Genomic DNA, 21659 nt, shown 5'->3' with positions numbered 1-21659 from the left:
GTAGGGGTGCCGACGGCGGACGATCGCCGCGAACGCGCGCCGGCGGCCAGTTCGGGGGATCACCGCGACGGAATCACCGTCGATGGCCGGGTTACTGCCCCCGGGTCAGTCGCCCGCACCGATACTAACGGCGTTACTGGCTGGCCAAGTTCCGGATGTCCTCGACGGCGTCGGCCGCGTTGTTCAGCGCGTCCGCGATCGGCGGCAGCGTAGCGTCTTCGGCGGCTGCACGGGCCTCCTCGACGGTACTCACGTCGTACTCGACGCCGGCCTGGGCCTCGATCTCGGCCGTGACCTGCGTGAAGATCTCCTCGGCGAGGGCGTCGATCGTCTCGGCATCGGCGCTGTCGATCGTCCCGACCGGCTCGACGTTCTCGAGTTGTGCGTTGATGTCCTCGACGATCGAGTTGATCTCCGCGACCGTTTCGCTATCGCCGTCCTCACCGTTGCCGTCGTCACCGTCGCCGCCGTCGTCGATAGTGTAGTCGGCGATAGTCGCGATCTCCTCGACGGCGTCGGCCGCGTTGTTCAGCGCGTCCGCGATCGGCGGCAACGAGGCCTCCTCGGCCGCTTCCCGTGCCTCCGCAGGCGTACTCACGTCGTACTCGACGCCGGCCTGCGCTTCGATCTCGGCCGTGACCTGCGTGAAGATCTCCTCGATGAGCGCGCCGATCGTCTCGTCGTCGGTGCTGTCGATCGTCCCGACCGGCTCGACGTTCTCGAGTTGTGCGTTGATGTCCTCGACGATCGAGTTGATCTCCGCGACCGGTTCGTCGTCGCCACCGTCGTCACCGCCGTCGTCGATAGTGTAGTCGGCGATAGTCGCGATCTCCTCGACGGCATTGGCCGCGTTGTTCAGCGCGTCCGCGATCGGCGGCAACGAGGCCTCCTCGGCCGCTTCCCGCGCCTCAGCGGGCGTGCTGACGTCGTACTCGACGCCGGCCTGCGCTTCGATCTCGGCCGTGACCTGCGTGAAGATCTCCTCGATGAGCGCGCCGATCGTCTCGTCGTCGGTGTCCTCGATCGTCCCGACCGGCTCGACGTTTGCGAGTTCCGCGTTGATGTCCTCGATGATGGCGTTGATCTCCGCGACGGGGCCGTCATCGCCGGGATCTTCGTCCTCTTCTTCCGTGACGACCTCACCGTCGGCTTCGCCACCGATTCCGGCGTCCGCGGCCGCGTTGCGCATGACGACGTTCAGATCGGTCTCGCTCGAGCCGCTGACGTCGTTGACGCTGACCACGAGGCGGAGGGCGACGTTCTTTTCAGTCACACTGCCGTCTTCTGCCGCTCGGAAATCCGATGCGGAGAGACCGTCGTGATCGAGGACGCTCCCCGAAAGGTCCTCTCCGAGGGAAACGTCCGACTGGCTGGTGCCGCTGACCGAAGTCGTCGCCTCGTCGATCGTCGCCGCGTTGCCGCCGTGGACTACCTGGAGTTCGACCGTCGCTTCCCCTGGGTTCTCGTCCAGTCCTTCGTACTGGAAGACGACGTTGGTCGCACCTGCACGGATGTCCGAGAGGGACCCGTCGTCACTTTCCCCGCTGATGCTAGTTCCGGTGAACCGATAGTCGCCGATTTCTGCTGCTGCTGAACCCGAAAGCACTACTGCAGTGCCGATAGCTGCCGTGCCGATACCGCCTGTACTCGCGATGAACTTGCGTCGATTCATTGTTGCTCTCTGACGCCGTACGACGCCCGGCGCTGGCGGACTCACAGCATTGCCACTCGTCGGTTACCTGCACTGACCGACCGCGTTCGCAACGCGACTTATTTGCGTGTGAGTGGCGCAACAAACTATGCCTCCAGTGATAAATATTTTCGATTATAAATTACAAATAATTTTCAACCGTTTTTAGATTTATTAAAGTAACAGCCAGTCAATATGCCGATCGACGATGCATCGAGAACGGGTCGTGGCGAATCAACGGCTGCGACACGACAACGTCAGGACTCCTCGAGAGCCATCACGCAGTTCCACGTCACGACGGGTTTCGTCGGAACGACGGGCGAAACTGGAACACGGTGTCGACGAGCCGTGAGAGCGTCTCCACTCGCGGTCGATAGAAAGCGCGGCTGATCGGAGAGAACCGAACGCGTCCGATCAGCACGTGGGTGCGAGGCTGTCCGTTTCGAACGGCGGCCTTATATGTAGTCGATACTCGGCGGCAGTTCGAGCTTCATGCCCTTGCGCTCGCGGATCTCCATGATCTTGTCGCGCTGGAGGGAGTTGGACATGACCTCGAAGCCGGCGTTCTCGGTGTTCCAGGAGGCGCGGCCCTCGGTCGCGGAGCGGATGTCCGAGGCGAAGCCGATCATCTCGCCGACGGGCGCGATGCCCTCGACGACCATCAGATCGCCTTCCTGGTACATGTCGTCGACGCGGCCACGACGGCCCTGGATCTCGCCCGAGGCCGCGCCCATGTGGTCGTTGGGCACGTCGATGCGGACGTCCTGCATCGGCTCGAGCATCTTGATCTGGCCGTCGATCAGCGACTTGTGGACGGCTTCGCGGGTCGCGGGGATGACCTGTGCCGGGCCACGGTGGATGGTGTCCTCGTGGAGCCGTGCGTCGTGCAGGCGGATGAGCGTCCCCTGAACCGGCTCGTTGGCGAGCGGGCCGTTGTCGAGGGCTTCCTCGAGCCCCTCGATGACGAGTTCCATCGTCTCGTTCAGGTGCTGAATCCCCTTCGTGTCGTCGATGAGGACGTTCGTCCCGTGGATGTGTTCGACGTTCTGGGAGGTCTCCTTCTCCATGCCGGCCTCCTGCAGGGCCTCACGGCGTTCCTGCTCGGGCATGTCCATCGAGGCCTCGCCGCGCTTGATGGTCTCGACGAGGTCGTCCGTCATCGGCTCGATGGAGATGTAGAAGCGGTTGTGCCGGTTCGGCGAGATGCCCTCCACTTCGTCGCTGGGCTCCTGGGGCTGCTCGCGGTAGACGACGATCGGCTCACCGGTGTTGACCGGGATACCCTGGTTCTTCTCGATACGCTGGGTGATGACCTCGAGGTGAAGCTCACCCTGTCCCGAAATGAGGTGTTCGCCGGTGTCCTCGTTGATGTCGATCTGGATCGTCGGGTCCTCCTTGGAGACCTGTCGCAGCGTCTCGATCAGCTTCGGCAGGTCGTCCATGTTCTGGGCCTCGACGGACTTCGTAATGACCGGCTCCGAGATGTGTTCGATCGACTCGAACGGCGTCATCTCGACACTCGAGACGGTCGAGCCGGCGATGGCGTCTTTGAGACCCGTGACGGCGGCGATGTTCCCGGCGGGAACCTCGTCGACCTCCTCGCGTTCACCGCCCATGTAGATCCCGACCGACTGGATGCGGTTCTTGCCGGCGGTCCCGGAGACGTACAGCTCCTGGCCCTTCTCGAGAGTACCCGAGAAGACACGTCCCGCGGCGATCTCGCCGGCGTGGGGGTCGATCCCGATGTCGGTAACCATCAGGACGACGTCGCCGTCCTCGTCGACGAGGCGCATCGACTCCGAGAGGTCGCTCTCGTCGTCACCGCGCCAGATGCGCGGGATACGACGGGGCTGGGCCTCGAGGGGGTCCGGGAAGTGTTCACAGACCATGTCGAGGACGACGTCCGACAGCGGCGTCCGGTCGTGGAGTTCCTGGCGCTTGTCGGCGCGCTCGAGTTCCATGATCTCGCCGAAGTCCATCCCGGTGCGTTGCATCGACGGCATGGAGACGCCCCACTTGTACAGCGCGGAGCCGAAGCCGACGGTACCGTCTTCGACGGAAACCGTCCAGTCTTCGATGTCGTCCATCTCCTCGGTCATGCCGCGGATGAGTTCGTTGACGTCGTGGATGACCGAGAGGAGACGCTGTTGCATCTCCTCGGGACCCTCCTGCAGCTCGGAGATCAGGCGGTCGACCTTGTTGATGAACAGCGTCGGCTTGACGCCCTCTCGCAGTGCCTGTCGCAGCACCGTCTCGGTCTGGGGCATGGCCCCTTCGACGGCGTCGACGACCACGAGGGCACCGTCGACGGCCCGCATCGCGCGGGTGACGTCGCCACCGAAGTCGACGTGGCCCGGCGTGTCGATGAGGTTGATGAGGTGGTTTTCGTCCTCGTACTCGTGAGTCATCGAGACGTTCGCCGCGTCGATGGTGATCCCGCGTTCCTGCTCGTCTTCCTCGGTGTCCATCGCGAGCTGTTCACCGGCGGTCTCGTCGGAGATCATGCCGGCACCGGCCAGCAGGTTGTCCGTAAGGGTCGTTTTCCCGTGGTCGACGTGAGCGGCGATGGCGATGTTCCGAATGTTCTTCGGTTCGTCCATCAGCCGTTCACACTCTTGGACGATCTTCTTGCGTCGGCCCATATACCCCTCATTACCGGCAGCGGGGTCAAAAGGGTAGTGTTTCGTCGGCGCCGAAATCCGCCGTCGTTCCCGGTTTGAACGTTGGAATATCCAATTTGAGTGAGTGAATCACTCCCAATATTATGACGATCCGGCCGCGAGTCGGTTGCCGCCCGCGATGTGAGACGACGAACGCGACGGAGTCGATGATGTGCGAACGCACAAAAGAGTCAAATCCCGTCGGCTCTTGGTAGAACTACACATGGATATTCGCGTGCAGGGACCGGGCCCGACCTCTCCATTCCTCAGCGCCCGGGACCTCTTCGAAACCGAACACGACCTCTCGCTGCCGGTCCACGTCCAGCTTCGGGACGATCCCGACGAACGGACCTGGGCCGCCCACTACGACGATCGCCACGTCCTGAACATCTCGCGACAGGCCGCCTCGAGCGCGATGGCCCGCGAACTCGCCCTCCACGAGTTCGCACACATGGCGCGTCACGAACAGGACCACCCCTCACACACCCAGTCGACCGAGGAGGTTCTCTACCTGGCACTGGCCGGCAAGAGCGTCGAACGCCGCAAGCTCTCGCACTGCTACCAGATCGCCAACCACATGAAAGACATCTACGCCGACGACATCACCCTCTCGGTCGGTCCCGGCGAGAAACTGCTCTCCTTCCTCGAGTCGAGTCTGGCCGCGGCGGTCGCCGATCGGCCCGAAACGCCGCCCCGTCCAGGCCTCGAGCGGCTGTCCGCCAGCGCCGACCCCGAGATCACGGCGGTGAACGCGGCCTTCGCGCTCGCGCTCGCGGAGCGACACGACCTCGTCGACAGGGACCACCGACTCTACGATCTCGCGCACGCGGCAGCGATGGACGCCCCGGAGATCGACTTCGAAGGGTTCAAACGGCGGTTCCGGGAACTCGGGCGGGAGACCGACGCGAGTACGTACCGACAGGTGCTGGTCGATGCGACCCGGTCGTACGTCGGCGGTGACGGCCTTGCGGCCGATTGAGTACCGTCGTGACGTGCGGGTCCGGCATCGACACCCACAGCGCACAACGCGACGCCCATCGCTCGAGCCAGCCTACAGTTCGGCCCGAACGTTTATTGTTTGATGCCAAGAACGTGTGGAACATAGAGAATGTTCTCGGGAACGGACGGCGTGGGGGCTACTGACAGGGGATTCTCCGACGAGTTATCGCGGTTGAAACGCCGGGGGGCAAGCGTTCTCGTCGTCGGCTCCGTCCAACCCGATCAGTGTCGGGACGCCTGTCGACGGCTGCTTGGCTGTGATGCCGGTCGGGTCCGGCGACGCGTCCTCGTCTCGACGACGGCGGGCCCACACCACGCCACACACCACATCGACGAGGCCGGGTCGGCGGCCCTCTCGGTCATCGCTTACGAGACGCAGGCTCGCAACGTCACAACGGCCGAGCCGGGGGAGACACCGTCGGTCGGGACGGAAACGACCGAAGCGGAGTCGCTCGCCGACCTCGGACTCGCCATCGAACAGGGGATCGAGAACTTCGAAACCAGTACCGCCGCGCTCGAACCCGGCGAAGTCAGGCTGGGGATCGACTCGCTGCTCCCGTTGCTCGAGGCGGACGGTCGCCAGCGAGTGTTCAAATTCCTTCATCTCATCAACGGACGAACGCGGGACGTCAATGGGATGGCCCACTACCACCTGCCGGTCGAGCGCGACGCCAGAATCGTCCAGACTCTCTCGCCGCTTTTCGATATTATCGTCGAACTCCGCGAGCGGAACGGCGACTACCAGGAGCGCTGGACGATCGAAGACGGCGACCGCCGTTCCGGTTGGGTATCGGTCGGCGCCGAGTAACGGCTCGGAGCCAGCCCAGTTCCGAGCGACGACCCCGGCGGTTCGCGGGCGACCGCACGAGTGACCGTTCCAATGAAACCGAAATTCGAGCCCACACGACGCGGCGTAGAAATAATCGATCCGATCGAACGACACCGCTACCATCTCGAGACCGGAAGTCCGGTAACCCCATCGGCAGCGGATACTGATCGGATCGGCTTTCCGATCGGGTCCGCAGTGACGGTGACGACCGATTCGATCACGTTACCGAAGCCCGATACGGTCCTCGTTCGGGACTCGGACGGGCTGATGCTCACCGAGGTAAGCCCGACCGAGCAGGTGGGGCTCCCGCCGGACGAGTATACGCTTGATTTGTCCGGTCCGCTGAAAGTATACGCTCGTGTTACCGGTTCCGTACAGGTGTTTTCGGACCGGGAGAAGACGTATCTCACCTTCGGGACGGAGACGGCCGTCCACCTCGGGGCCAGATCGTTACACAAGCGCCCGGCGAGAACGATTACGACGACGACTGCGCCGACCGATCTGATGGCCGCAGTGTCGGCGTTCGGCTCGGAGTTGAAGACGACGTCACCGGAACGGGCGTATCCGACGCTGCGGGGGCATCCGCCCCGTCTCGAACTCGGCGACGAACTCCGGATACCGGCCCCACTCGATCGAGATCACAGCGTTCGGATAGCGGTTCCCGAGACGCTCCGGCACGTGTTCGTCGTCGCACCGCTCGCGTACTATCTCGATGCGGAAGTCGTTCCGGGATCGAGTCCACGGATCGTCACCGAAAGCGGATACACGCAGTCACTCGACGGTTCGGACGGGTTCGAACCGGCAGTCAAGCGGGCCCTGCAACGAACGTTCCTCCTCGACTGTGTCGTCAGGACCGAAGGAAACACGCCGCTCCCGTCACGCAAACGACGATCGATCGAACCGGTGATCGACCTCGATATCGCGGACACGTACGACCGACCGTTGGCCGAACGGCTCGAGCGCTATCTCGAGATTCCATACGAGAAACTGGAACCCCATCTCCCGGACTGGCAGTTCGAGACACGACTCGAGCCGACCGCCGATCACGTGCCGTTTCTCCCGTTTCTCGCCGACGATCTCGCGGTCGTCACGACGAGAGAAAGCGACCGAGACCGGGCGGGGCCGGAGCCGGTCGCGGAACGGGCGATCGACGCGTTCACGCGGGACGATTTCGTGCGAAGCACACAACCCAGTTCCGTCCGTGGGGACACACGCGTCGAGACGGCAACCGACCAGTCGGCCGTCCCGACGGTCCAGCAGTCGTGGACCGGTATCGACGATACGGAAATCGTCAGCACCACGTCTGTCACGGCCTACCGGAACGATATCGGGCGAACGCCGAAAGACGGCCCCATCGAAATCGAGGTCGTCTGTAACGACCCGGATATGCGCGAGGAACTCGAAAGCGTCAACGGAACCTACGGGAGCCGGACGCGACTCCCGTTCGAGACGACGATCCACTACGATCTCACCACGAACGACCTCGCGGCCGTTCTCGCGAAAGACAGCGACTTCTTACACTACATCGGACACATCGACGACGAGGGATTCCAGTGTTCGGACGGGAAGTTAGATGCCCACACAGTCGATACCGTCGGGATAAAAGCGTTCTTATTGAACGCATGTCGATCCCACGAGCAGGGACTGCATCTCGTCGAGCGGGGGAGTATCGGCGGAATCGTCACGCTCAGTAACGTCGTCAACAGCGGCGCAGTCAGCGTCGGCGTCCTCGTTTCCCAGCTGTTGAACCTCGGGTTCTCCCTCTACAGCACGCTGGACATCGCCCGGCAGGAAAACATCGTCGGGCAACAGTACCAGTTAGTCGGTGATGGAAGAACGACGATCACACAGTCCGAAACGCGAATCCCGAACGTCTGTCTGGTCTCCGGGGAACGTGACACGCTCACGGCGAACATCGTCGCGTACACGGCGGCAAACAGACGGCACGGAAGCGTCCTGTCGCCACACATCGATTCGGTCGAGTCGTATTTCGTCGTTCCCGGTGAGACGGGGCCGATTTCGGTGACGGAGTCGGAACTCGAGGCGCTTTTCGATGAGGCGTTGTTCCCTGTAATACGGAACGGACACGTCCAGTGGAGTACCGACCTCGTCGACGACTGACTCGAGTCCGACGGACGGAATCGATCACGGCGGTCGATACCCGACGGCGGTCAACACTGGCACACGAACTCAGCTCCCGGTCCGCGGTTTCCGGTTTAGGGGCCGACGAAGGTACTCGCGTTCGTCGCTGCGACGTTGCCTGTCTGTCCGAGTAACAACAGGATCGTAAACAGCGCGCCGATCAGTCGTGGGTGGTTCTTCAGGTACTGTGTAACATCCGTCATGGTACATTTGACTAATAGTTGTCTGTTGACATAAATCTATCTTAATATAAGATATGCCAAACTAATAATATCAATGATGTGGAACATCAGTAGAACGCGGGTGCAAGAACCGACCGGAATTATCTTCGGCCTCGAGTCGGCCGGCGGAAGCGGCTCGACTCGGAGAAGCGATCTCGAACCGCTATGTCCGTCGAAAATGGCCCGCGGTCACGAGCAGCCCGCTCGCTACCGGAAGGCGAAGCTATCCCGTCCGAAGAAAACCGAAACGCAACGGTATAACGCGTTAGCGTGCGGCTGCCGCGACGCGCTCTTTCTCTTCTTTCTGGCTGACGGCGTAGGTGCCAACGTCGTAGTTGGACGCGCCGACGAGCTGGTTCGCGATGGCCTCCTCGACGTCAGTGGTCGTCTTGAACGAGTCGTTGTAGACGCCCTCGGCGAGGAACTTCAGGGCCTGGTCGACGCGGCGCTGGGGAGCGACGTCGACGGCTTTCGGGACCGAGATACCACCGTATTTCAGGCGGACGGTTTCCTCGCGCGGGGCCGCGTTCTCGACAGCGGTCACGAGGATCTGAATCGGATTCTCCTCGGTGCGCTCGTGGACGATGTCGAACGCGTCGCTGACGTAGTTGAGGACTTGCTGTTTCTTGCCCGTGTTCTCCTCGGTCTGCATCAAGCGGTTGATGAAGCGCTCGACGATGGAGATCTCGGACTTTTTGAACTGTTTGCTGGCGTGGCGACCCGCGGTGTGAGCGACGGGTGATACCGTGATGTAGCGTTCGGTCGAGGGGTCAGCGTACTCGATTTCGCCGATCTCCCACTCGCCGAACAGCTTGGCCGAAACGTCCGCGCCGCCGGCCGGCGCGTCCGGGTCGGGTTGGTCTTCTGCCGCCATGGTTATCGCACCGGTTTCTCCGCGTTCCCGCGAACGAGTTCCTTCAGTGCGACGCCGTTGACCTTGTCGACCTTGTAGTTGACACCGGAGAGGTCACCCATCGCACGACCCTTGGCCCCACCGATCCCGGCGATGGTGACTTCGTCGTGTTCGTCGATGAACGAAATAGCACCGTCACCGGGACAGAACGCGGTGACTTGCTTGCCGTTCTTGATCAGTTGGACCCGGACGCATTTCCGAATCGCCGAGTTAGGCTGTTTGGCCTCGATGCCGACCTTTTCGAGTACGATACCGCGGGCCTGAGGTGCGCCCTCGAGGGGGTCGGACTTCTCGCGAAGTCCACGGGCGCGGCGCGCGTAGTCCGAGTCGGACCACCGCTGATTCTGGCGGTCCTTCTTGAGCTTGCGCGCGGCGTATTTGCCGTTTGCCATGGGCGTCGCTATCCGACGGAGGCACTTAAGCGACCCGTTTCGAGTCGCGCGTTACGGCTCGAGAATCGGCGACGAGGGGGAACGAAGCGATTTCAGCGCGTTTCGTCGCCGGAGGCGCTCGCTGGCGTCGGATCGGCTGCGTTCGGATCGGTATCGGTGCCGTTCGCGACGACCACTCGTTCCCGACGCAGTCCGGCAATCGACACCTCGTTCGCCTCGCTGCGCGTCGAGTCGTGGCCCGCCTTTCGTCTCGAAGCGCGATCGGGGGTGGGTTCGTTGCCGCGAACCGTCCGACAACTGCGATCCGAAGCGACCGGAACGTCGCCGATCGCGAGTCGGGGCAACCCGAGACATATAATCTTACCGGATCGATAGCTAAAGTTATTAGATAGACTAGGGCTGTTCTGTACTCGTTATGGCCACACTGAACAGTTGGATCAAGCGACTCGTCGGGAGCGCCGACGAGGAGTCCCAGTCCAGCGACGAACTGCAGGCAGTCGATGACCGAATCGGATTCGAAGCCTCACTCGAGGACGCGGAAGTGATCGGGCGGAGTCCCCTGTCGTATATCGCTGCCGGCGAATCGATCTCCGCGTTCGTGGGGAAAGAGATCACGTCCAAACTCGCCGAGTACGGACTCGAGGAGATCGAACCCGACGAATGGTATCCGCTCCAGGTCCCGCTTGCCATGCTGTACGATATGCGCGACGAATACGGCGACGTCAGGATGCGAAACATGGGCCAGAACGTCCCCGAACACGTCGAATTTCCGCCGGACCTGTCCGAAGTCGATAACGCGTTACGGGCGATCGATACGGCCTACCACCAGAACCACCGCGGCAGCGAGATCGGGTCCTACGAGTTCCAACAAGAGGGTCCGAACGCGGGTGTGATGATCTGTGAGAACCCCTATCCGTGTGAATTCGATAAGGGGCTCATCAAGGGCGTCGCGAAGAAGTTCGCCGACAACCCCGTCCAGGTCGAGGAAGTCGGCGACCAGTGTCGATCGGACGGCGATCACCGCTGTGAGTATCGCGTCGAATGGCTTTGATGGGGGTCGTGTCGCGACCGGCGACGTAGCCGGTCGACCCGGTCGTTCCGGTTTCGGAACGGGGAGACCGACTCAGTACGGATACTCTCTCGGTTCGCGCTGGACCGAGATCCATTTGACCGACGTCAGCGTCTCGAGGATCCACTCGTCGTTGTACCGACCCATTCCTGATGCGCCAACACCGCCGAACGCGACGTGCGGTTCGTCGTTCAGCGGCTGGTCGTTGATGTGGACCATGCCCGTCTCCATCGCGTCGGCCACGTCACGCGCTCGAGCGACGTCCGCCGAGTGAACCGATCCCGACAGCCCGTACTCGGTGTCGTTGGCGATCCGAATCGCCTCTTCGTCGGTTTCGAAGGGAACGACCGGCGCGACCGGCCCGAAGTGTTCGTTGCAGGCGACCGGCATGTCGCTGGTGACGTCCGACAGTACCGTCGGCTCGACGAACAGTCCCTCGTAGTCGCCGCCGGCCTCGACCGTCGCGCCGCGTTCGACCGACTCCTCGAGGAAGCCGACGATCTTGTCGCGCTGACTCTCGTTGATGACCGGGCCGACGAGGGTCCCCTCCTCGAGCGGATCGCCAATGGGGAGTTGCTCGGCGCGGTCGGCCAGCCCCGCCACGTACTCGTCGTACAGCGATTCGTGGACCAGATGGCGGTTGATCGAAATACACTCCTGTCCCTGATGGGTGAACGAGCCGAACGCGCCGGCGTCGATCGCCCGCTCGAGGTCGGCGTCTTCGAGGACGATGTGGGCGTTGTTGCCGCCCAGCTCGAGTGCGGGTTCCGTGTACGCACCGACGGCACGCTGGCCGACGCCGCGTCCGACTTCCGAGGAGCCGGTAAACGACATCACCGACGGGACCGAGTGACCCGAGAAGTGGTCGCCGATCTCGTGACCGTAGCCGGGGACGACGTTTAGAACGCCCGCCGGGAGGCCGGCCTCTTCGAAGACCTTCGCGAGGACGAGGCCGCCCGTTATCGGGGTGTGTTCGTCCGGTTTTAGCACTACGCTGTTGCCGAGCGCGATGGCGGGTGCGACGACGCGACTGGAGAGATACAGCGGGAAGTTCCACGGCGTGATGACGCCGACGACGCCGGCCGGTTCGCGCACGAGCAGGTTCTCCTTGCCCGGCGTGACCGAGTCCTTGCGGCGACCGCCGTCGCGCATCGCCAGTCCGGCACCGACCTCCATCGTCCCCTGTGCGAGTTGGGTCTCGAAGTCCGCTTTCAGCCCGACACCGCCGCACTCGACCGCGAACAACGTCTCGAGGTCGTCGGCGTACTCGCCCAGCAACCGACAGGCCTCGGACACGATCCCGGCACGCTCCTGGGGCGGTCGCTGTGCCCACTCCGCTTGCGCTTCCTCCGCGATCGCGTATGCCTCGTCGACGTCGTCCTCGGTGCCCGAGGGGACCGTCGTCAGGGACGTCCGCGTCGCGGGGTTTTCGACGTCGATCAGGTCACGGTCACCCGCGGGAACCCACTCTCCGTCGAGATACAGGGCGTTCCAGCCGGTTTCCGGCGCGATCTCGAGGCCATCGACGGCGATCTCGTCGGCTGATTCTGCACTCGTATTCGTCATGTGAGTCTGCCTATCGGTGGGCCCGGCTTATTCATTTGGATCCGACATTCACGATAGCGGACTATCGGGATCGTCCGAGATGCATGCCCCCGCCGACGCTGGGAGTTTCGCTGCTCGAGCGACTGGAAAAGGTGGCCCAGCGCCGCTCGCCGGGCGAGCGGGTCCCGAAAACGATCGGACACGCAGTGGATCGAAACCCGCGACAGCCGTTTTTCACCCGGCGGGAACGCGAGTCCGGTTTTTACGCGCTGTGTGGCCTACACGCCGATATGGCACAGCAGAGCGACTCCCTCGAGCCGTTCCGGGCGATCGAACTGCCCGACGGCAGCGATCCGATCTCGAAGGGGATCGTCCGGCGGATCCGCTCGAACGAGGGCACGATGACGGCTACGAGGCGTTCGACCTCTCACTGGCCGACGAGGGGACCGACCGCGGGGATCACGTCTGCTACCTGACGGAGTTCCTGAGTGCGCTCTGTCTCCGGGAGGCCTCGCTCCGGGAGAGGGGCGACGACGAGGGCGTCGCGATCGTCGTCGACGCGCGGCGCTCGTTCCTCGAGGACCACCTCGGCCGGTGGTACTGGCGGCTCGCCGACGAGGTCGGCAGCCACGACGACGGGGCGTTCTACGCCGCACTCGCGGAACTACTGGCCGCACTGGTCGAACACGAGATCGAGACCCTCGACCTCGACCCCGACTGGGTTCCGGACGATCCCGAGGTCACCGAGTGGAACGAGGACGTCTTCGGTGACGCCGGCCGCGGCTGTGGCGGTTGCGGCGCGAACGTCGGCGACTTGGGCTGGGAATCGCGGCGAAAAGCGTTCTGATCGGCCGACCTCCGCGTCGGAGGTCGCGTCGCTCCGCCTCGAGAGAGAAACCAAAAACGGGCTACAACAGCTGGATGTCGTCGATTCCGAAGTGGCGCTTTGCGAGGGTGCGGGCGGCGTCGATCGTGCGACCGTTCGTGCCGATCGCGACGCCGTGGTCCGCTTGCGCGACCTCGACGTACGCGACGGTATCGTCGTTTTCGCTGATCGTGACGTTGTAGACCGCCGCCGGTGCGAGCGCGTTGGCGACGAACTCCGCGGCGTTGTCGGCGTCTTCGACGAGTCGGACCTGCGCATCGGCACGATCCTCGAACCGCTTTACGGTACGGCCATCGGGACCGATCGCCTCGCCCATGCCGCCGCGTTCGACGACGATCAGGAGACTGTCACCGCCGTCGGTGACGAGACAGTCCCGCCCGTCGACACCGGTCACGTCCTCGAAGGCCGCCAGATACTGCCGGGCGTCGTCGTCGAGGGTAACGTCCATCGATCAGTCGGCCTGACCGCTGCCGGAGGTGGTCGACCCCATCCGGAGATCGACGTCGCCGGTGCCGAGCTTGATCGGCTTGCCGACGATGACGTTCTCCGTGACGCCGTCGAGATCGTCGACTTCGCCGTGGATCGCGGCGTTGAGCAGGTGGTTGACCGTCACCTCGAACGCCGCGCGGGCCAGCACGGACTCCTTCGAGCCCGAGATCCCGTGGCGACCGATCGACTCGATCTCGCCGCGGTTGGTCATCATGTCCGCGACCAGCATCAGGTGGCGGACGTTCACGTCGTCGAGACCCTGCTCGGCCAGCGTGTTGTTCGTCTCCTCGATGATGGCCTCGCGGGCCGCCTCGATGCCGAGGTTTCGATGGATCTCGTGGATATTGTTACACGTCGTTCGTGAGGCGTCGACGCCCTCGATCTCCAAGACGTCGCCGAAGGCCGATCCCTCGGTGTAGAGGACGAACTCCTCGTTGCCGTTGTCCAGTTCCTCGCGGCGGATGACGACGCGGGAGATCTCCTCGATTCCCTTGAACGTGATGTCGCGCAGTTCCTCGACGAGTTGGAGGAGGTCCCGGTAGGACGGTTCCTCGGGGCCGAACTGGATCTCGGTTCCCTGCTGGACCGTCTTGACGCCGAGTGAGTCCTCGATGATCTCGGCGACTTCCTCGGGCGTGATCATCCGCTCTCGGAGGGTGTCCTCGTTGAGCGAGATCTGGACGCGCATGTCCGCGACGTTCGTCGAGACGTCACCCAGCGCGAGGATCTGCGTCGCCTCGATATTCCAGACGACCTCGTGGGCCTTCTCGCGCTCGGTGGCGTACTCGCCCTCGAGGTAGACGGTCATCATCGGCGTGTCCGGGGTCTTCCGGGCGTCGACCAGCTCGATCAGCCGGGGAAGCCCCTGAGTCACGTCGATCTCGGCGACCCCCGCGTAGTGGAACGTGTTCATCGTCAGCTGGGTCCCGGGTTCGCCGATCGACTGGGCCGAGACGGTGCCGACGGGATCGAGCGGATCGACGCGGGTGTCGAGATACCGCGTCTCGACGGCCTTCGCCAGTTCGTCGGCGTCCTCGACGGTCGCGTCGCCGCGGTCCTCGAGGGTCTCGTAGACGTTGTCCTTGAGTCGCCGCGGGAGGTCGGTGTCCTCGACGACCGCGATGGTGTCGTCGTCGACGTCGTACTCGACGTTAGTCATCGGAGCTCACCTCCGTGCCCTCGGTCAGTCGATCGTCGGCGTGTTCCGAGAGGTTCGTCGGGCGCGGCTTGGAGCCGAGGAACTCCTCGCGGTCTTCCTCGGAGTCGAACTCCGAATCGAGGACGCGGCTGGCGATCGCCTCGACGTCGATGTCGTTGTCCTCGTCGGAGGAGACCTTGACCGGCGAGGTGCCGTCCTCGCCGAACTCGAACTGGACGATCGTATCCGAGGTGTCCCGGACCGTCCCGTCGTACTGGGTCTCGAGTTCCGAGAGGGCGTTGATCAGCCGCCGCTGCAGGTAGCCGGACTTCGAGGTCCGGACTGCAGTGTCGACCAGGCCCTCGCGGCCACCCATCGCGTGGAAGAAGAACTCCCGAGGCGTGAGCCCGCTGGTGTAGGAGTTCTCGACGAAGCCGTGGGCCTCGGCCGAGAGGTCGTTCGGTTCGTAGTGCGAGAGGGTGCGGTCCTCGTAGCCGCGGTTGATCCGCTCGCCCCGAACTGCCTGCTGACCGACGGCACCGGCCATCTGGGTCAGGTTGAGCATCGACCCACGCGCACCGGAGTTGGCCATGACGACCGCGGGGTTGTCGTCCTGGAAGTGTTCGTCAGCGATGTTCCCCGCATTGTCACGCGCACGCGAGAGCGTCTGCATGATCTTCATCTCGAGGGTCTCGTCGATGGTCCGCCCGGGGAGACTCTCGAGTTCGTTGTTCTCGTAGGCTTCGATCAGTTCTTCGACGCGGTCGTTGGCGTCCGCGATCGTCTCGTCGATGCGGGACTCGGCCTCATCTGGGATGGTCTCGTCGTCGATCCCGATCGAGAACCCGAAGTGCATGATCGCCCGCATGGCAAGCGTCGAGACCTCGTTGACGAAGATCCGGGCGCGGGTGTTGCCGTAGACCTTCGTGATGGTGTCGACGATCTCGCCGCCGAACTCGCCGACCTCGTCCTCGGCGATGGTCCCCTTGAGGAGCTGGCCGTCCTCGACGACGACTTCGTCGCCGACGGTGCCGGTGAACTCCAGATCGAGGTCGTCGGGAAGCAGTTCCGAGAAGACGTCGTGACCGGTCCAGAACGGCTCGCCCTCGTCGTCGACGCCGCTGGGTTCGGGCAGTTCGTCGATACGGGTGGCACGCAGCAGGTCAAGCGCCTGCGTCTCGTTGAACCGGGGGTTGTCGTGGGTCAGGAGGTACATCCCACTGATGTGGTCCTGAATGGCCCCGATGATGTTCTCGCCGAACCGCGGCGAGAGCATCTGTTCTTGCACGCGCATGAGGACGCGCGCTTCGGCGCGGGCTTCCTCGTTTTGCAGCGCGTGCATGTTCATCTCGTCGCCGTCGAAGTCGGCGTTATAGGGCGGACAGACGACGGTGTTCAGCCGGAACGTCTTGTACGGCATGACCACGACCTCGTGGGCCATGATCGACATCCGGTGCAGCGACGGCTGGCGGTTGAAGATGACGATGTCGCCGTCGATGAGGTGCCGGTTGACCTCCCAGCCGGCCTCGACTTTCTCCGCGAGCTGTTCGCAGTTCTTCTCGGTCACCTTCAGCCGACGACCGTCCGGCCGTCGGACGTAGTTCGCGCCGGGGTGGCCCTCCGGCCCGTTGGAGACGAACCGCCGGGCGTCCTCGAGATTGCGCTCGGTGACGTTCATCGTCTGGGTCATCTCCTTGGCCACGCGATCGGGGACACCGACCTCGTTGAGCGAGAGGGTCGGGTCCGGCGAAATGACGGTTCGGGCGGAGAAGTTGACACGCTTCCCGGACAGCGAGCCGCGGAAGCGACCCTCCTTGCCCTTCAGGCGCTGGGAGAGGGTCTTGAGGGGGCGGCCGGAGCGATGTCGCGCCGGCGGCGTTCCCGAGATCTCGTTGTCCATGAACGTCGTGACGTGGTACTGCAGCAGTTCCCAGAGGTCCTCGATGATCAGCTGGGGCGCGCCGGCCTCACGGTTCTCCATGAACCGCTGGTTGATCCGGATGATGTCGACCAGCTTGTGCGTGAGGTCGTCCTCGGAGCGCTGGCCGTTGTCGAGCGTGATCGACGGCCGCGCGGTGACCGGCGGTACCGGGAGGACGGTGAGGATCATCCATTCGGGACGGGAGCGCTCGGGGTTGATCCCCAGAACCTCCATGTCCTCGTCCGGGATCGCTTCGAACCAGTCCCGGATGTCGCTCGGCATCAGCTTGTTCGTGTCCTCCTCGGTCAGGTCGATGTCCAGGGCCTTCTCGATGGCCTTGCGCTGGCTCTCCCGGGGACGGAACGAGCCCGAGAGGATCTCGTTGACCCGAGTGAGTTCGATCTCGGTCTGCTCGGCGAGTTCGTCCGGCGTCGTCCGCTCGATGCCCTCTTCCTCGTCGCCCTGCATCGCGCCGGCGATTCGCTGGGAGTACTCGCTGGTCAGGACCTGCTGGACCTCGTAGTAGGTCGTGGGCTTCTCGTGGTCGATGTCGTACTGGATTTCGCCGCAGAACGGACATCGGTCCTTTTTGCGGGCCTGCCGAATGGCGGCCTTCGTCACGTCGTTGAGATCCCGGCTCAGCTTCCGCGATTCGTCGAGCTGGTCGTGGAACTCGTCGCGCTCGTCCTCGGTCAGCAGCAGGCGGGAACACTCCCGGCAGGTGCCACGCAGGAGCCGTCGGATGAGCTTCGTGAAGCCGACGTGGATCACCGGCGCGGCCAGCTCGATGTGACCGAAGTGGCCGTTACAGGAACCCGAGTGCTTCCCGCAGGTCTTGCACTCGAGGCCGGGGTCGATGACGCCCAGCCGCGGGTCCATCAGCCCCATGTCGATGGGGAAGCCGTCATCGTCGTAGGTGTCGGCGGTGATGATCTTCGTCGCGCTCATCTCCCGGTACTCCTCGGGCTCCATGAGCCCGAAGTTGATCGCTCCGATGTCTTTGGGTGTCGTGTCTTGCATGGGTTAGACGGCGTCCTCCAGTTCGAGTCGCGGTGCGATACCCAGCGCCTTCATCTCGTCCAAGAGGAGCTTGAACGCGTAGCTCATCTCGATTTCGTGGATATCGGTCTCCTCGTCGCAGTTCGGACAGTAGACACGCCGTTGTTCGACGTTCTCGACCGCGCTCATCCCACAGTTGGCACAGACGTGGATGAACTCACGGTCGGATTCGTCGAGGAGTCGTTCTTTCAGCGTCATGGCCGCCCCGTGGCCGATGAACACGTCGCGTTCCATCTCCCCGATACGGAGCCCGCCCTCGCGGGCCCGCCCCTCGGTGGGCTGGCGGGTCAGCACCTGCACCGGCCCGCGCGAGCGGGCGTGCAGCTTGTTCGAGACCATGTGGTAGAGCTTCTGGTAGAAGATCACGCCGACGAAGATCTCGGCCTCGATCTTCTCACCCGTGATGCCCGAGTACATGGTCTCCTTGCCGGCGGAATCGAAGCCGGCCTCCTCGAGCCCCTCACGGAGTTCGTCCTTGTCCTCGCCGAGGAAGGGCGTCCCGTCGACGCGGCGACCTTCCATCGAGCCGAGTTTGCCGCCGATCATCTCGAGGATGTGGCCGACGGTCATCCGGGACGGCAGGGCGTGGGGGTTCAGCACGAGGTCGGGGACGACACCTTCCTCGGTGAAGGGCATGTCCTCCTGGGGTGCGAGGTGGCCGACGACCCCCTTCTGGCCGTGGCGGCTGGCGAACTTGTCCCCGAGTTCGGGGATCCGTTCGTCACGCACCGAGACCTTCGAGAGCTTCGAGCCGTCCTCGCCCTCCATGAGCGTGACGGTGTCGACGATCCCCGACTCGCCCGAGCGCATTGTGACGGAGGTCTCGCGTCGTTTCTGGGGTGAGAGTCCACCCATGTCGTCGGGCTCCTCGAGGAATCGCGGCGGGGACGTCTTCCCGAGCAGGACGGAGTTCTCGTCGACCGTCGTCTCGGGGTTGACCAGTCCGTCCTCGTCCAAGTGGTTGTAGGCTTCCTCGCCGCGGGCCCCGCGAACGTCCTGGGAGGGGATCTCGAAGCGGTCCTCCTGGCCGCCCGGATACCGGCGTTCCTCGCCCTCGTAGGTCCGGAAGAAATGGGAGCGAGCGAGCGCACGCTCGACGCTGGCCTTGTTCATGACCAGCGCGTCCTCGATGTTGAACCCCTCGTAGCTCATCACGGCGACGACGAAGTTCTGGGCGGCGGGCCGCTCGTCGTAGCCGATCTGTTCGGTCGTCTGGGTCTTGACCATCGAGAGCTGCGGGTAATGCAGCAGGTGCTGGCGCGTGTCCGGCCGAATGCGGTAGTTCGCGCTCGGCAGGCCGAGCGACTGCTTGATCATCCCCGCCCCCATCGTAATGCGGGGGCTGGCGTTGTGTTCGGGGTAGGGGATCATCCCCGCACCGATCGAGAAGATCAGCGACGGGTCGATCTCGAGGTGGGTGTGGTTCTCGGTCAGATCGTCCTCGTCGACGCCCACGAGGATGTCCTCTTCCTCCTCGGCGTCGATGAATTCGATGTAGCCGTGATCGACCAGATCTTCGAACTCGAGATCACCCTCCTGGAGCGCCTCGATTTCCTGCTCGGAGATGCGCGGTTCGCCGTCCTCGACGACCAGAAGCGGTCGTCGCGCGCGGCCGGCGTCGGCGTTGACGATCACTTCGCGGGTGCGGTCTTTGACCGAGACGTTGACCATCTCGGAGACATCGCCGATGCGTCGTGCTTCTCGGATCTGTTCTGCCAGTTCGTGCGGATCGGGGTGGGTCCCCACCAGCGATCCGTTGACGTAGACTTTCGCCTCTCGTTCTTGGCTGCTCATGATTTAGTCGTCCCCTGAGGCCGCCGTTCGTTCGATACCCTCGAGGCCGGGAATGCCCTCGACCCCCATGGATGCCAGTTCGCGTTTGAGTTCCTGTTCGTCCTCGACGTTCTGGGACAGCTCCATCGACTGGGCGAAGTTCTTCACCAGCCCACAGTTGGGACCCTCCGGCGTCTCGGAGGGACCGATGCGACCCCACTGGGTCGCGTGGAGGTCCCGCGCCTCGAAGTGCGGCTGCGAGCGCGAGAGCGGACTGCGCAGGCGACGCAGGTGCGAGAGAACGCCCATGAAGTCGGTCCGGTCGACCAGCTGGCTCACGCCGGAGCGGCCGCCGACCCAGTTGCCCGTCGCGATCGGATGCTCGAGCCGTTCGGTCAGGACGTCCGAGCGGACGACCGTGTTGACCGAGAGCTGCCGGTTGCGCATGTTCGCGCGCTCGAGCTGATACTTCACGTCCCGGGCCAGCTTGTTCAGCGCGGTCCGGAACAGGTCCTTCATCAGGTCGCCGCTGACCTTCAGCCGCTTGTTCGCGTAGTGGTCCTTGTCGTCGGACTCGCGCCGGCCCAAGGCGAGTTCGAAGCAGGCTTCGGCCATCCGACAGAGGTAGTGGGCCTTGTTGATGCGGACGTCCTCTTCCTCGACGCCGTCCTCGTGGAGATGCGGCAGGAGATAGCGGTCGATGACGTAGTTCGCGCGCTTGAGCTGGTAGTTCTTGCCCTGCCCGGAGGCGACGCGTTTGCCCAGTTCCTCGATGGCCTCCTCTTCGGTCTGGACCTCCGCTTCCTCTAAGTTCTCGAGCATGTACTTGACGACCTCGGGGTCGTTCGAGACCTTGTGGACGATCTCCTCGTCCGACTCCAGTCCGAGGGCGCGCACGAGCGTGACGAAATTGATCGAGCCCGAGACCGACGGGAACGATACCTCGAGCAGGCCGTCCCGTGTTCGTTCACACAGCACCAGGGCGCGGTAGCCACGGCGCTGGGAGAACGTCTTGGCGACCTGGATCTCGTCGCCGTACTTGGTGTCGTATTCGGCGAGGATCTTGTTCGGTGCGAGGTCCTCGCTGGTCATCAGGACCCGCTCGGAGCCGTTGACGATGAAGTAGCCGCCGGGGTCGGCTGGGTCCTCACCGATCTCGATGAGTTCCTCGTCGGAGAAGCCGGCGATGTTACACTTCTCGGAGCCGACCATGATCGGCATCCGACCGATCTTCGTCTCCGTGGAGTCGACGACCCGCTGGTCGCCCTCCTCGCCCTTGACGATCGACATCTCCATGAAGACGGGCGCGGAGTAGGTGATGTTCCGGAGGCGGGCCTCCTGTGGGTACAGCAGTTCCTCGGAGCCGTCGGCCTCGCGGACGCGGGGCGTGACGACGCGGACGTCGCCCAGCTCGACGTGGACCGGCTCCTCGCCTTCCTTGTCACCGATGTCCGTGTCGATCGTCGCCTTCTCGTCGACGACCTCCTGCATCCCCCGGTTGAGGAAGGCGTTGAACGAGCGGTAGTGGTGTTCGGCGATCCGTTCCTTCGAGAAATATTCGCGCGAGATCTCTCGTCGTTTGTCGCGGTTGAGTTCCATTGCCATTTATTCCACCACGAGTCGGTATACGACTGACTGGTCGGTCGTCCGCGAGTCGCGTACGATCCGAATGACGTCGCCGACCGCCGCGTCGTCGGGGAGCGCGGCGTCGTTGCGCTTTATTTTCGGCAGATCTGTACGATCGATGTTGTATTCCGTCAGCACTTCCTCGAGTTCGTCGTCCTCGAGGACGGTATGCTCCGGAACGAGTTCGTGTTGGCTTACGTCTACCATGTGTGGGTGTGCGTGTCTGCTATCGGGAGAGAAGCGGCTGTCACGAGATACTACAGGCAGATAGCGGCGGGAACCATTTAACGGTTACTAACTCGGGGCA

The 21659-nt window shown here is 63.7% G+C and carries 16 protein-coding genes and 1 pseudogene; 5 read left to right on the top strand and 12 right to left on the bottom strand.

The genetic code is table 11. The features are described from left to right. Positions 1-133 precede the first annotated feature (133 nt). Both ACSBP4_RS02325 and ACSBP4_RS02320 read right to left on the bottom strand, forming a co-directional pair. Positions 134-1672 (bottom strand): hypothetical protein, encoded by a 1539-nt coding sequence (locus ACSBP4_RS02325; protein WP_435551258.1) that lies wholly within the window; start codon positions 1670-1672, stop codon positions 134-136. 473 nt (positions 1673-2145) lie between these two features. Continuing rightward, positions 2146-4332: an elongation factor EF-2 gene (locus ACSBP4_RS02320; RefSeq protein ID WP_006649801.1), complete on the bottom strand. Its 2187-nt coding sequence runs from the start codon at positions 4330-4332 to the stop codon at positions 2146-2148. A 241-nt stretch (positions 4333-4573) separates the two neighbouring features. Between ACSBP4_RS02320 and ACSBP4_RS02315 the strand changes: the two genes are divergently transcribed. The 3 genes from ACSBP4_RS02315 to ACSBP4_RS02305 all read left to right on the top strand — a co-directional run bounded on the left by ACSBP4_RS02315 (position 4574) and on the right by ACSBP4_RS02305 (position 8299). Next, complete coding sequence (locus ACSBP4_RS02315) at positions 4574-5329, top strand: DUF5781 family protein (RefSeq protein WP_049965459.1); 756 nt, start codon at positions 4574-4576, stop codon at positions 5327-5329. 129 nt (positions 5330-5458) lie between these two features. Continuing rightward, entirely contained in the window at positions 5459-6157 is a 699-nt protein-coding gene (locus ACSBP4_RS02310; protein WP_435551257.1) for a DUF7504 family protein, read from the top strand. A 72-nt stretch (positions 6158-6229) separates the two neighbouring features. Further along, positions 6230-8299, top strand: a complete 2070-nt coding sequence (locus tag ACSBP4_RS02305) for a hypothetical protein (RefSeq protein WP_435551256.1) — start codon at positions 6230-6232, stop codon at positions 8297-8299. A 95-nt stretch (positions 8300-8394) separates the two neighbouring features. On the opposite strand, the gene ACSBP4_RS02300 is transcribed toward ACSBP4_RS02305, so the two are convergent. The 3 genes from ACSBP4_RS02300 to ACSBP4_RS02290 all read right to left on the bottom strand — a co-directional run bounded on the left by ACSBP4_RS02300 (position 8395) and on the right by ACSBP4_RS02290 (position 9846). Next, positions 8395-8523, bottom strand: coding sequence for a DUF7503 family protein (locus ACSBP4_RS02300; protein ID WP_006182851.1), 129 nt, complete (start codon positions 8521-8523; stop codon positions 8395-8397). A gap of 283 nt (positions 8524-8806) precedes the next feature. Further along, positions 8807-9415, bottom strand: a complete 609-nt coding sequence (locus ACSBP4_RS02295) for a 30S ribosomal protein S7 (RefSeq protein ID WP_006649796.1) — start codon at positions 9413-9415, stop codon at positions 8807-8809. Positions 9416-9417: 2 nt separating this feature from the next. Then, on the bottom strand, positions 9418-9846 hold the full coding sequence (locus ACSBP4_RS02290) for a 30S ribosomal protein S12 (RefSeq protein WP_004267302.1): 429 nt from the start codon (positions 9844-9846) through the stop codon (positions 9418-9420). A 415-nt stretch (positions 9847-10261) separates the two neighbouring features. Here ACSBP4_RS02290 and ACSBP4_RS02285 point away from each other — a divergent pair, with 415 nt between their 5' ends. After that, on the top strand, positions 10262-10897 hold the full coding sequence (locus ACSBP4_RS02285; protein ID WP_049965455.1) for a 4-vinyl reductase: 636 nt from the start codon (positions 10262-10264) through the stop codon (positions 10895-10897). A 72-nt stretch (positions 10898-10969) separates the two neighbouring features. Here the strand turns inward: ACSBP4_RS02285 and ACSBP4_RS02280 are convergent, their stop codons facing one another. Then, a complete protein-coding gene (locus ACSBP4_RS02280; protein WP_435551255.1) occupies positions 10970-12481 on the bottom strand; it encodes an aldehyde dehydrogenase family protein in 1512 nt (503 codons plus the stop codon). A 388-nt stretch (positions 12482-12869) separates the two neighbouring features. Here ACSBP4_RS02280 and ACSBP4_RS02275 point away from each other — a divergent pair. Further along, positions 12870-13307: pseudogene (locus tag ACSBP4_RS02275) on the top strand (molecular chaperone TorD family protein); the annotation flags it as partial. A gap of 61 nt (positions 13308-13368) precedes the next feature. Here ACSBP4_RS02275 and ACSBP4_RS02270 read toward each other — a convergent pair. The 6 genes from ACSBP4_RS02270 to ACSBP4_RS02245 are packed head-to-tail and all read right to left on the bottom strand — an operon-like array spanning position 13369 to position 21559. Further along, a complete protein-coding gene (locus ACSBP4_RS02270) occupies positions 13369-13794 on the bottom strand; it encodes a NusA-like transcription termination signal-binding factor (RefSeq protein ID WP_435551254.1) in 426 nt (141 codons plus the stop codon). A 3-nt stretch (positions 13795-13797) separates the two neighbouring features. Then, entirely contained in the window at positions 13798-14994 is a 1197-nt protein-coding gene (rpoA2, locus tag ACSBP4_RS02265; RefSeq protein WP_435551253.1) for a DNA-directed RNA polymerase subunit A'', read from the bottom strand. After that, complete coding sequence (locus ACSBP4_RS02260; protein WP_006649786.1) at positions 14987-17914, bottom strand: DNA-directed RNA polymerase subunit A'; 2928 nt, start codon at positions 17912-17914, stop codon at positions 14987-14989. The genes rpoA2 and ACSBP4_RS02260 overlap by 8 nt, the downstream gene beginning before the upstream one ends. Before the next feature lie 3 nt (positions 17915-17917). Then, entirely contained in the window at positions 17918-19747 is a 1830-nt protein-coding gene (gene rpoB, locus ACSBP4_RS02255) for a DNA-directed RNA polymerase subunit B (RefSeq protein WP_006649785.1), read from the bottom strand. A gap of 3 nt (positions 19748-19750) precedes the next feature. Continuing rightward, positions 19751-21331 carry a DNA-directed RNA polymerase subunit B'' gene (locus ACSBP4_RS02250; protein WP_049965451.1) on the bottom strand — a complete coding sequence of 527 codons (1581 nt, stop codon included), beginning with the start codon at positions 21329-21331 and terminating at the stop codon, positions 19751-19753. Then, positions 21332-21559, bottom strand: coding sequence for a DNA-directed RNA polymerase subunit H (locus ACSBP4_RS02245; protein WP_006649783.1), 228 nt, complete (start codon positions 21557-21559; stop codon positions 21332-21334). It abuts the gene before it with no gap. Positions 21560-21659 lie beyond the last annotated feature (100 nt).

Source organism: Natrinema sp. CGMCC1.2065 (assembly GCF_051225675.1).
Classification (GTDB): domain Archaea; phylum Halobacteriota; class Halobacteria; order Halobacteriales; family Natrialbaceae; genus Natrinema; species Natrinema thermotolerans.
The sequence above is the reverse complement of the archived record's forward strand: the minus strand, read 5'-3'. Positions and strand labels throughout refer to the sequence as shown.

Coding starts and splice junctions, on each gene's coding strand:
- rpoA2 (WP_435551253.1), bottom strand. CDS start 14,994: ATGACTAACGTCGAGTACGACGTCGACGACGACACCATCGCGGTCGTC.
- ACSBP4_RS02270 (WP_435551254.1), bottom strand. CDS start 13,794: ATGGACGTTACCCTCGACGACGACGCCCGGCAGTATCTGGCGGCCTTC.
- ACSBP4_RS02245 (WP_006649783.1), bottom strand. CDS start 21,559: ATGGTAGACGTAAGCCAACACGAACTCGTTCCGGAGCATACCGTCCTC.
- ACSBP4_RS02310 (WP_435551257.1), top strand. CDS start 5,459: ATGTTCTCGGGAACGGACGGCGTGGGGGCTACTGACAGGGGATTCTCC.
- ACSBP4_RS02295 (WP_006649796.1), bottom strand. CDS start 9,415: ATGGCGGCAGAAGACCAACCCGACCCGGACGCGCCGGCCGGCGGCGCG.
- rpoB (WP_006649785.1), bottom strand. CDS start 19,747: ATGAGCAGCCAAGAACGAGAGGCGAAAGTCTACGTCAACGGATCGCTG.
- ACSBP4_RS02300 (WP_006182851.1), bottom strand. CDS start 8,523: ATGACGGATGTTACACAGTACCTGAAGAACCACCCACGACTGATCGGC.
- ACSBP4_RS02250 (WP_049965451.1), bottom strand. CDS start 21,331: ATGGCAATGGAACTCAACCGCGACAAACGACGAGAGATCTCGCGCGAA.
- ACSBP4_RS02285 (WP_049965455.1), top strand. CDS start 10,262: ATGGCCACACTGAACAGTTGGATCAAGCGACTCGTCGGGAGCGCCGAC.
- ACSBP4_RS02280 (WP_435551255.1), bottom strand. CDS start 12,481: ATGACGAATACGAGTGCAGAATCAGCCGACGAGATCGCCGTCGATGGC.
- ACSBP4_RS02260 (WP_006649786.1), bottom strand. CDS start 17,914: ATGCAAGACACGACACCCAAAGACATCGGAGCGATCAACTTCGGGCTC.
- ACSBP4_RS02320 (WP_006649801.1), bottom strand. CDS start 4,332: ATGGGCCGACGCAAGAAGATCGTCCAAGAGTGTGAACGGCTGATGGAC.
- ACSBP4_RS02325 (WP_435551258.1), bottom strand. CDS start 1,672: ATGAATCGACGCAAGTTCATCGCGAGTACAGGCGGTATCGGCACGGCA.
- ACSBP4_RS02290 (WP_004267302.1), bottom strand. CDS start 9,846: ATGGCAAACGGCAAATACGCCGCGCGCAAGCTCAAGAAGGACCGCCAG.
- ACSBP4_RS02305 (WP_435551256.1), top strand. CDS start 6,230: ATGAAACCGAAATTCGAGCCCACACGACGCGGCGTAGAAATAATCGAT.
- ACSBP4_RS02315 (WP_049965459.1), top strand. CDS start 4,574: ATGGATATTCGCGTGCAGGGACCGGGCCCGACCTCTCCATTCCTCAGC.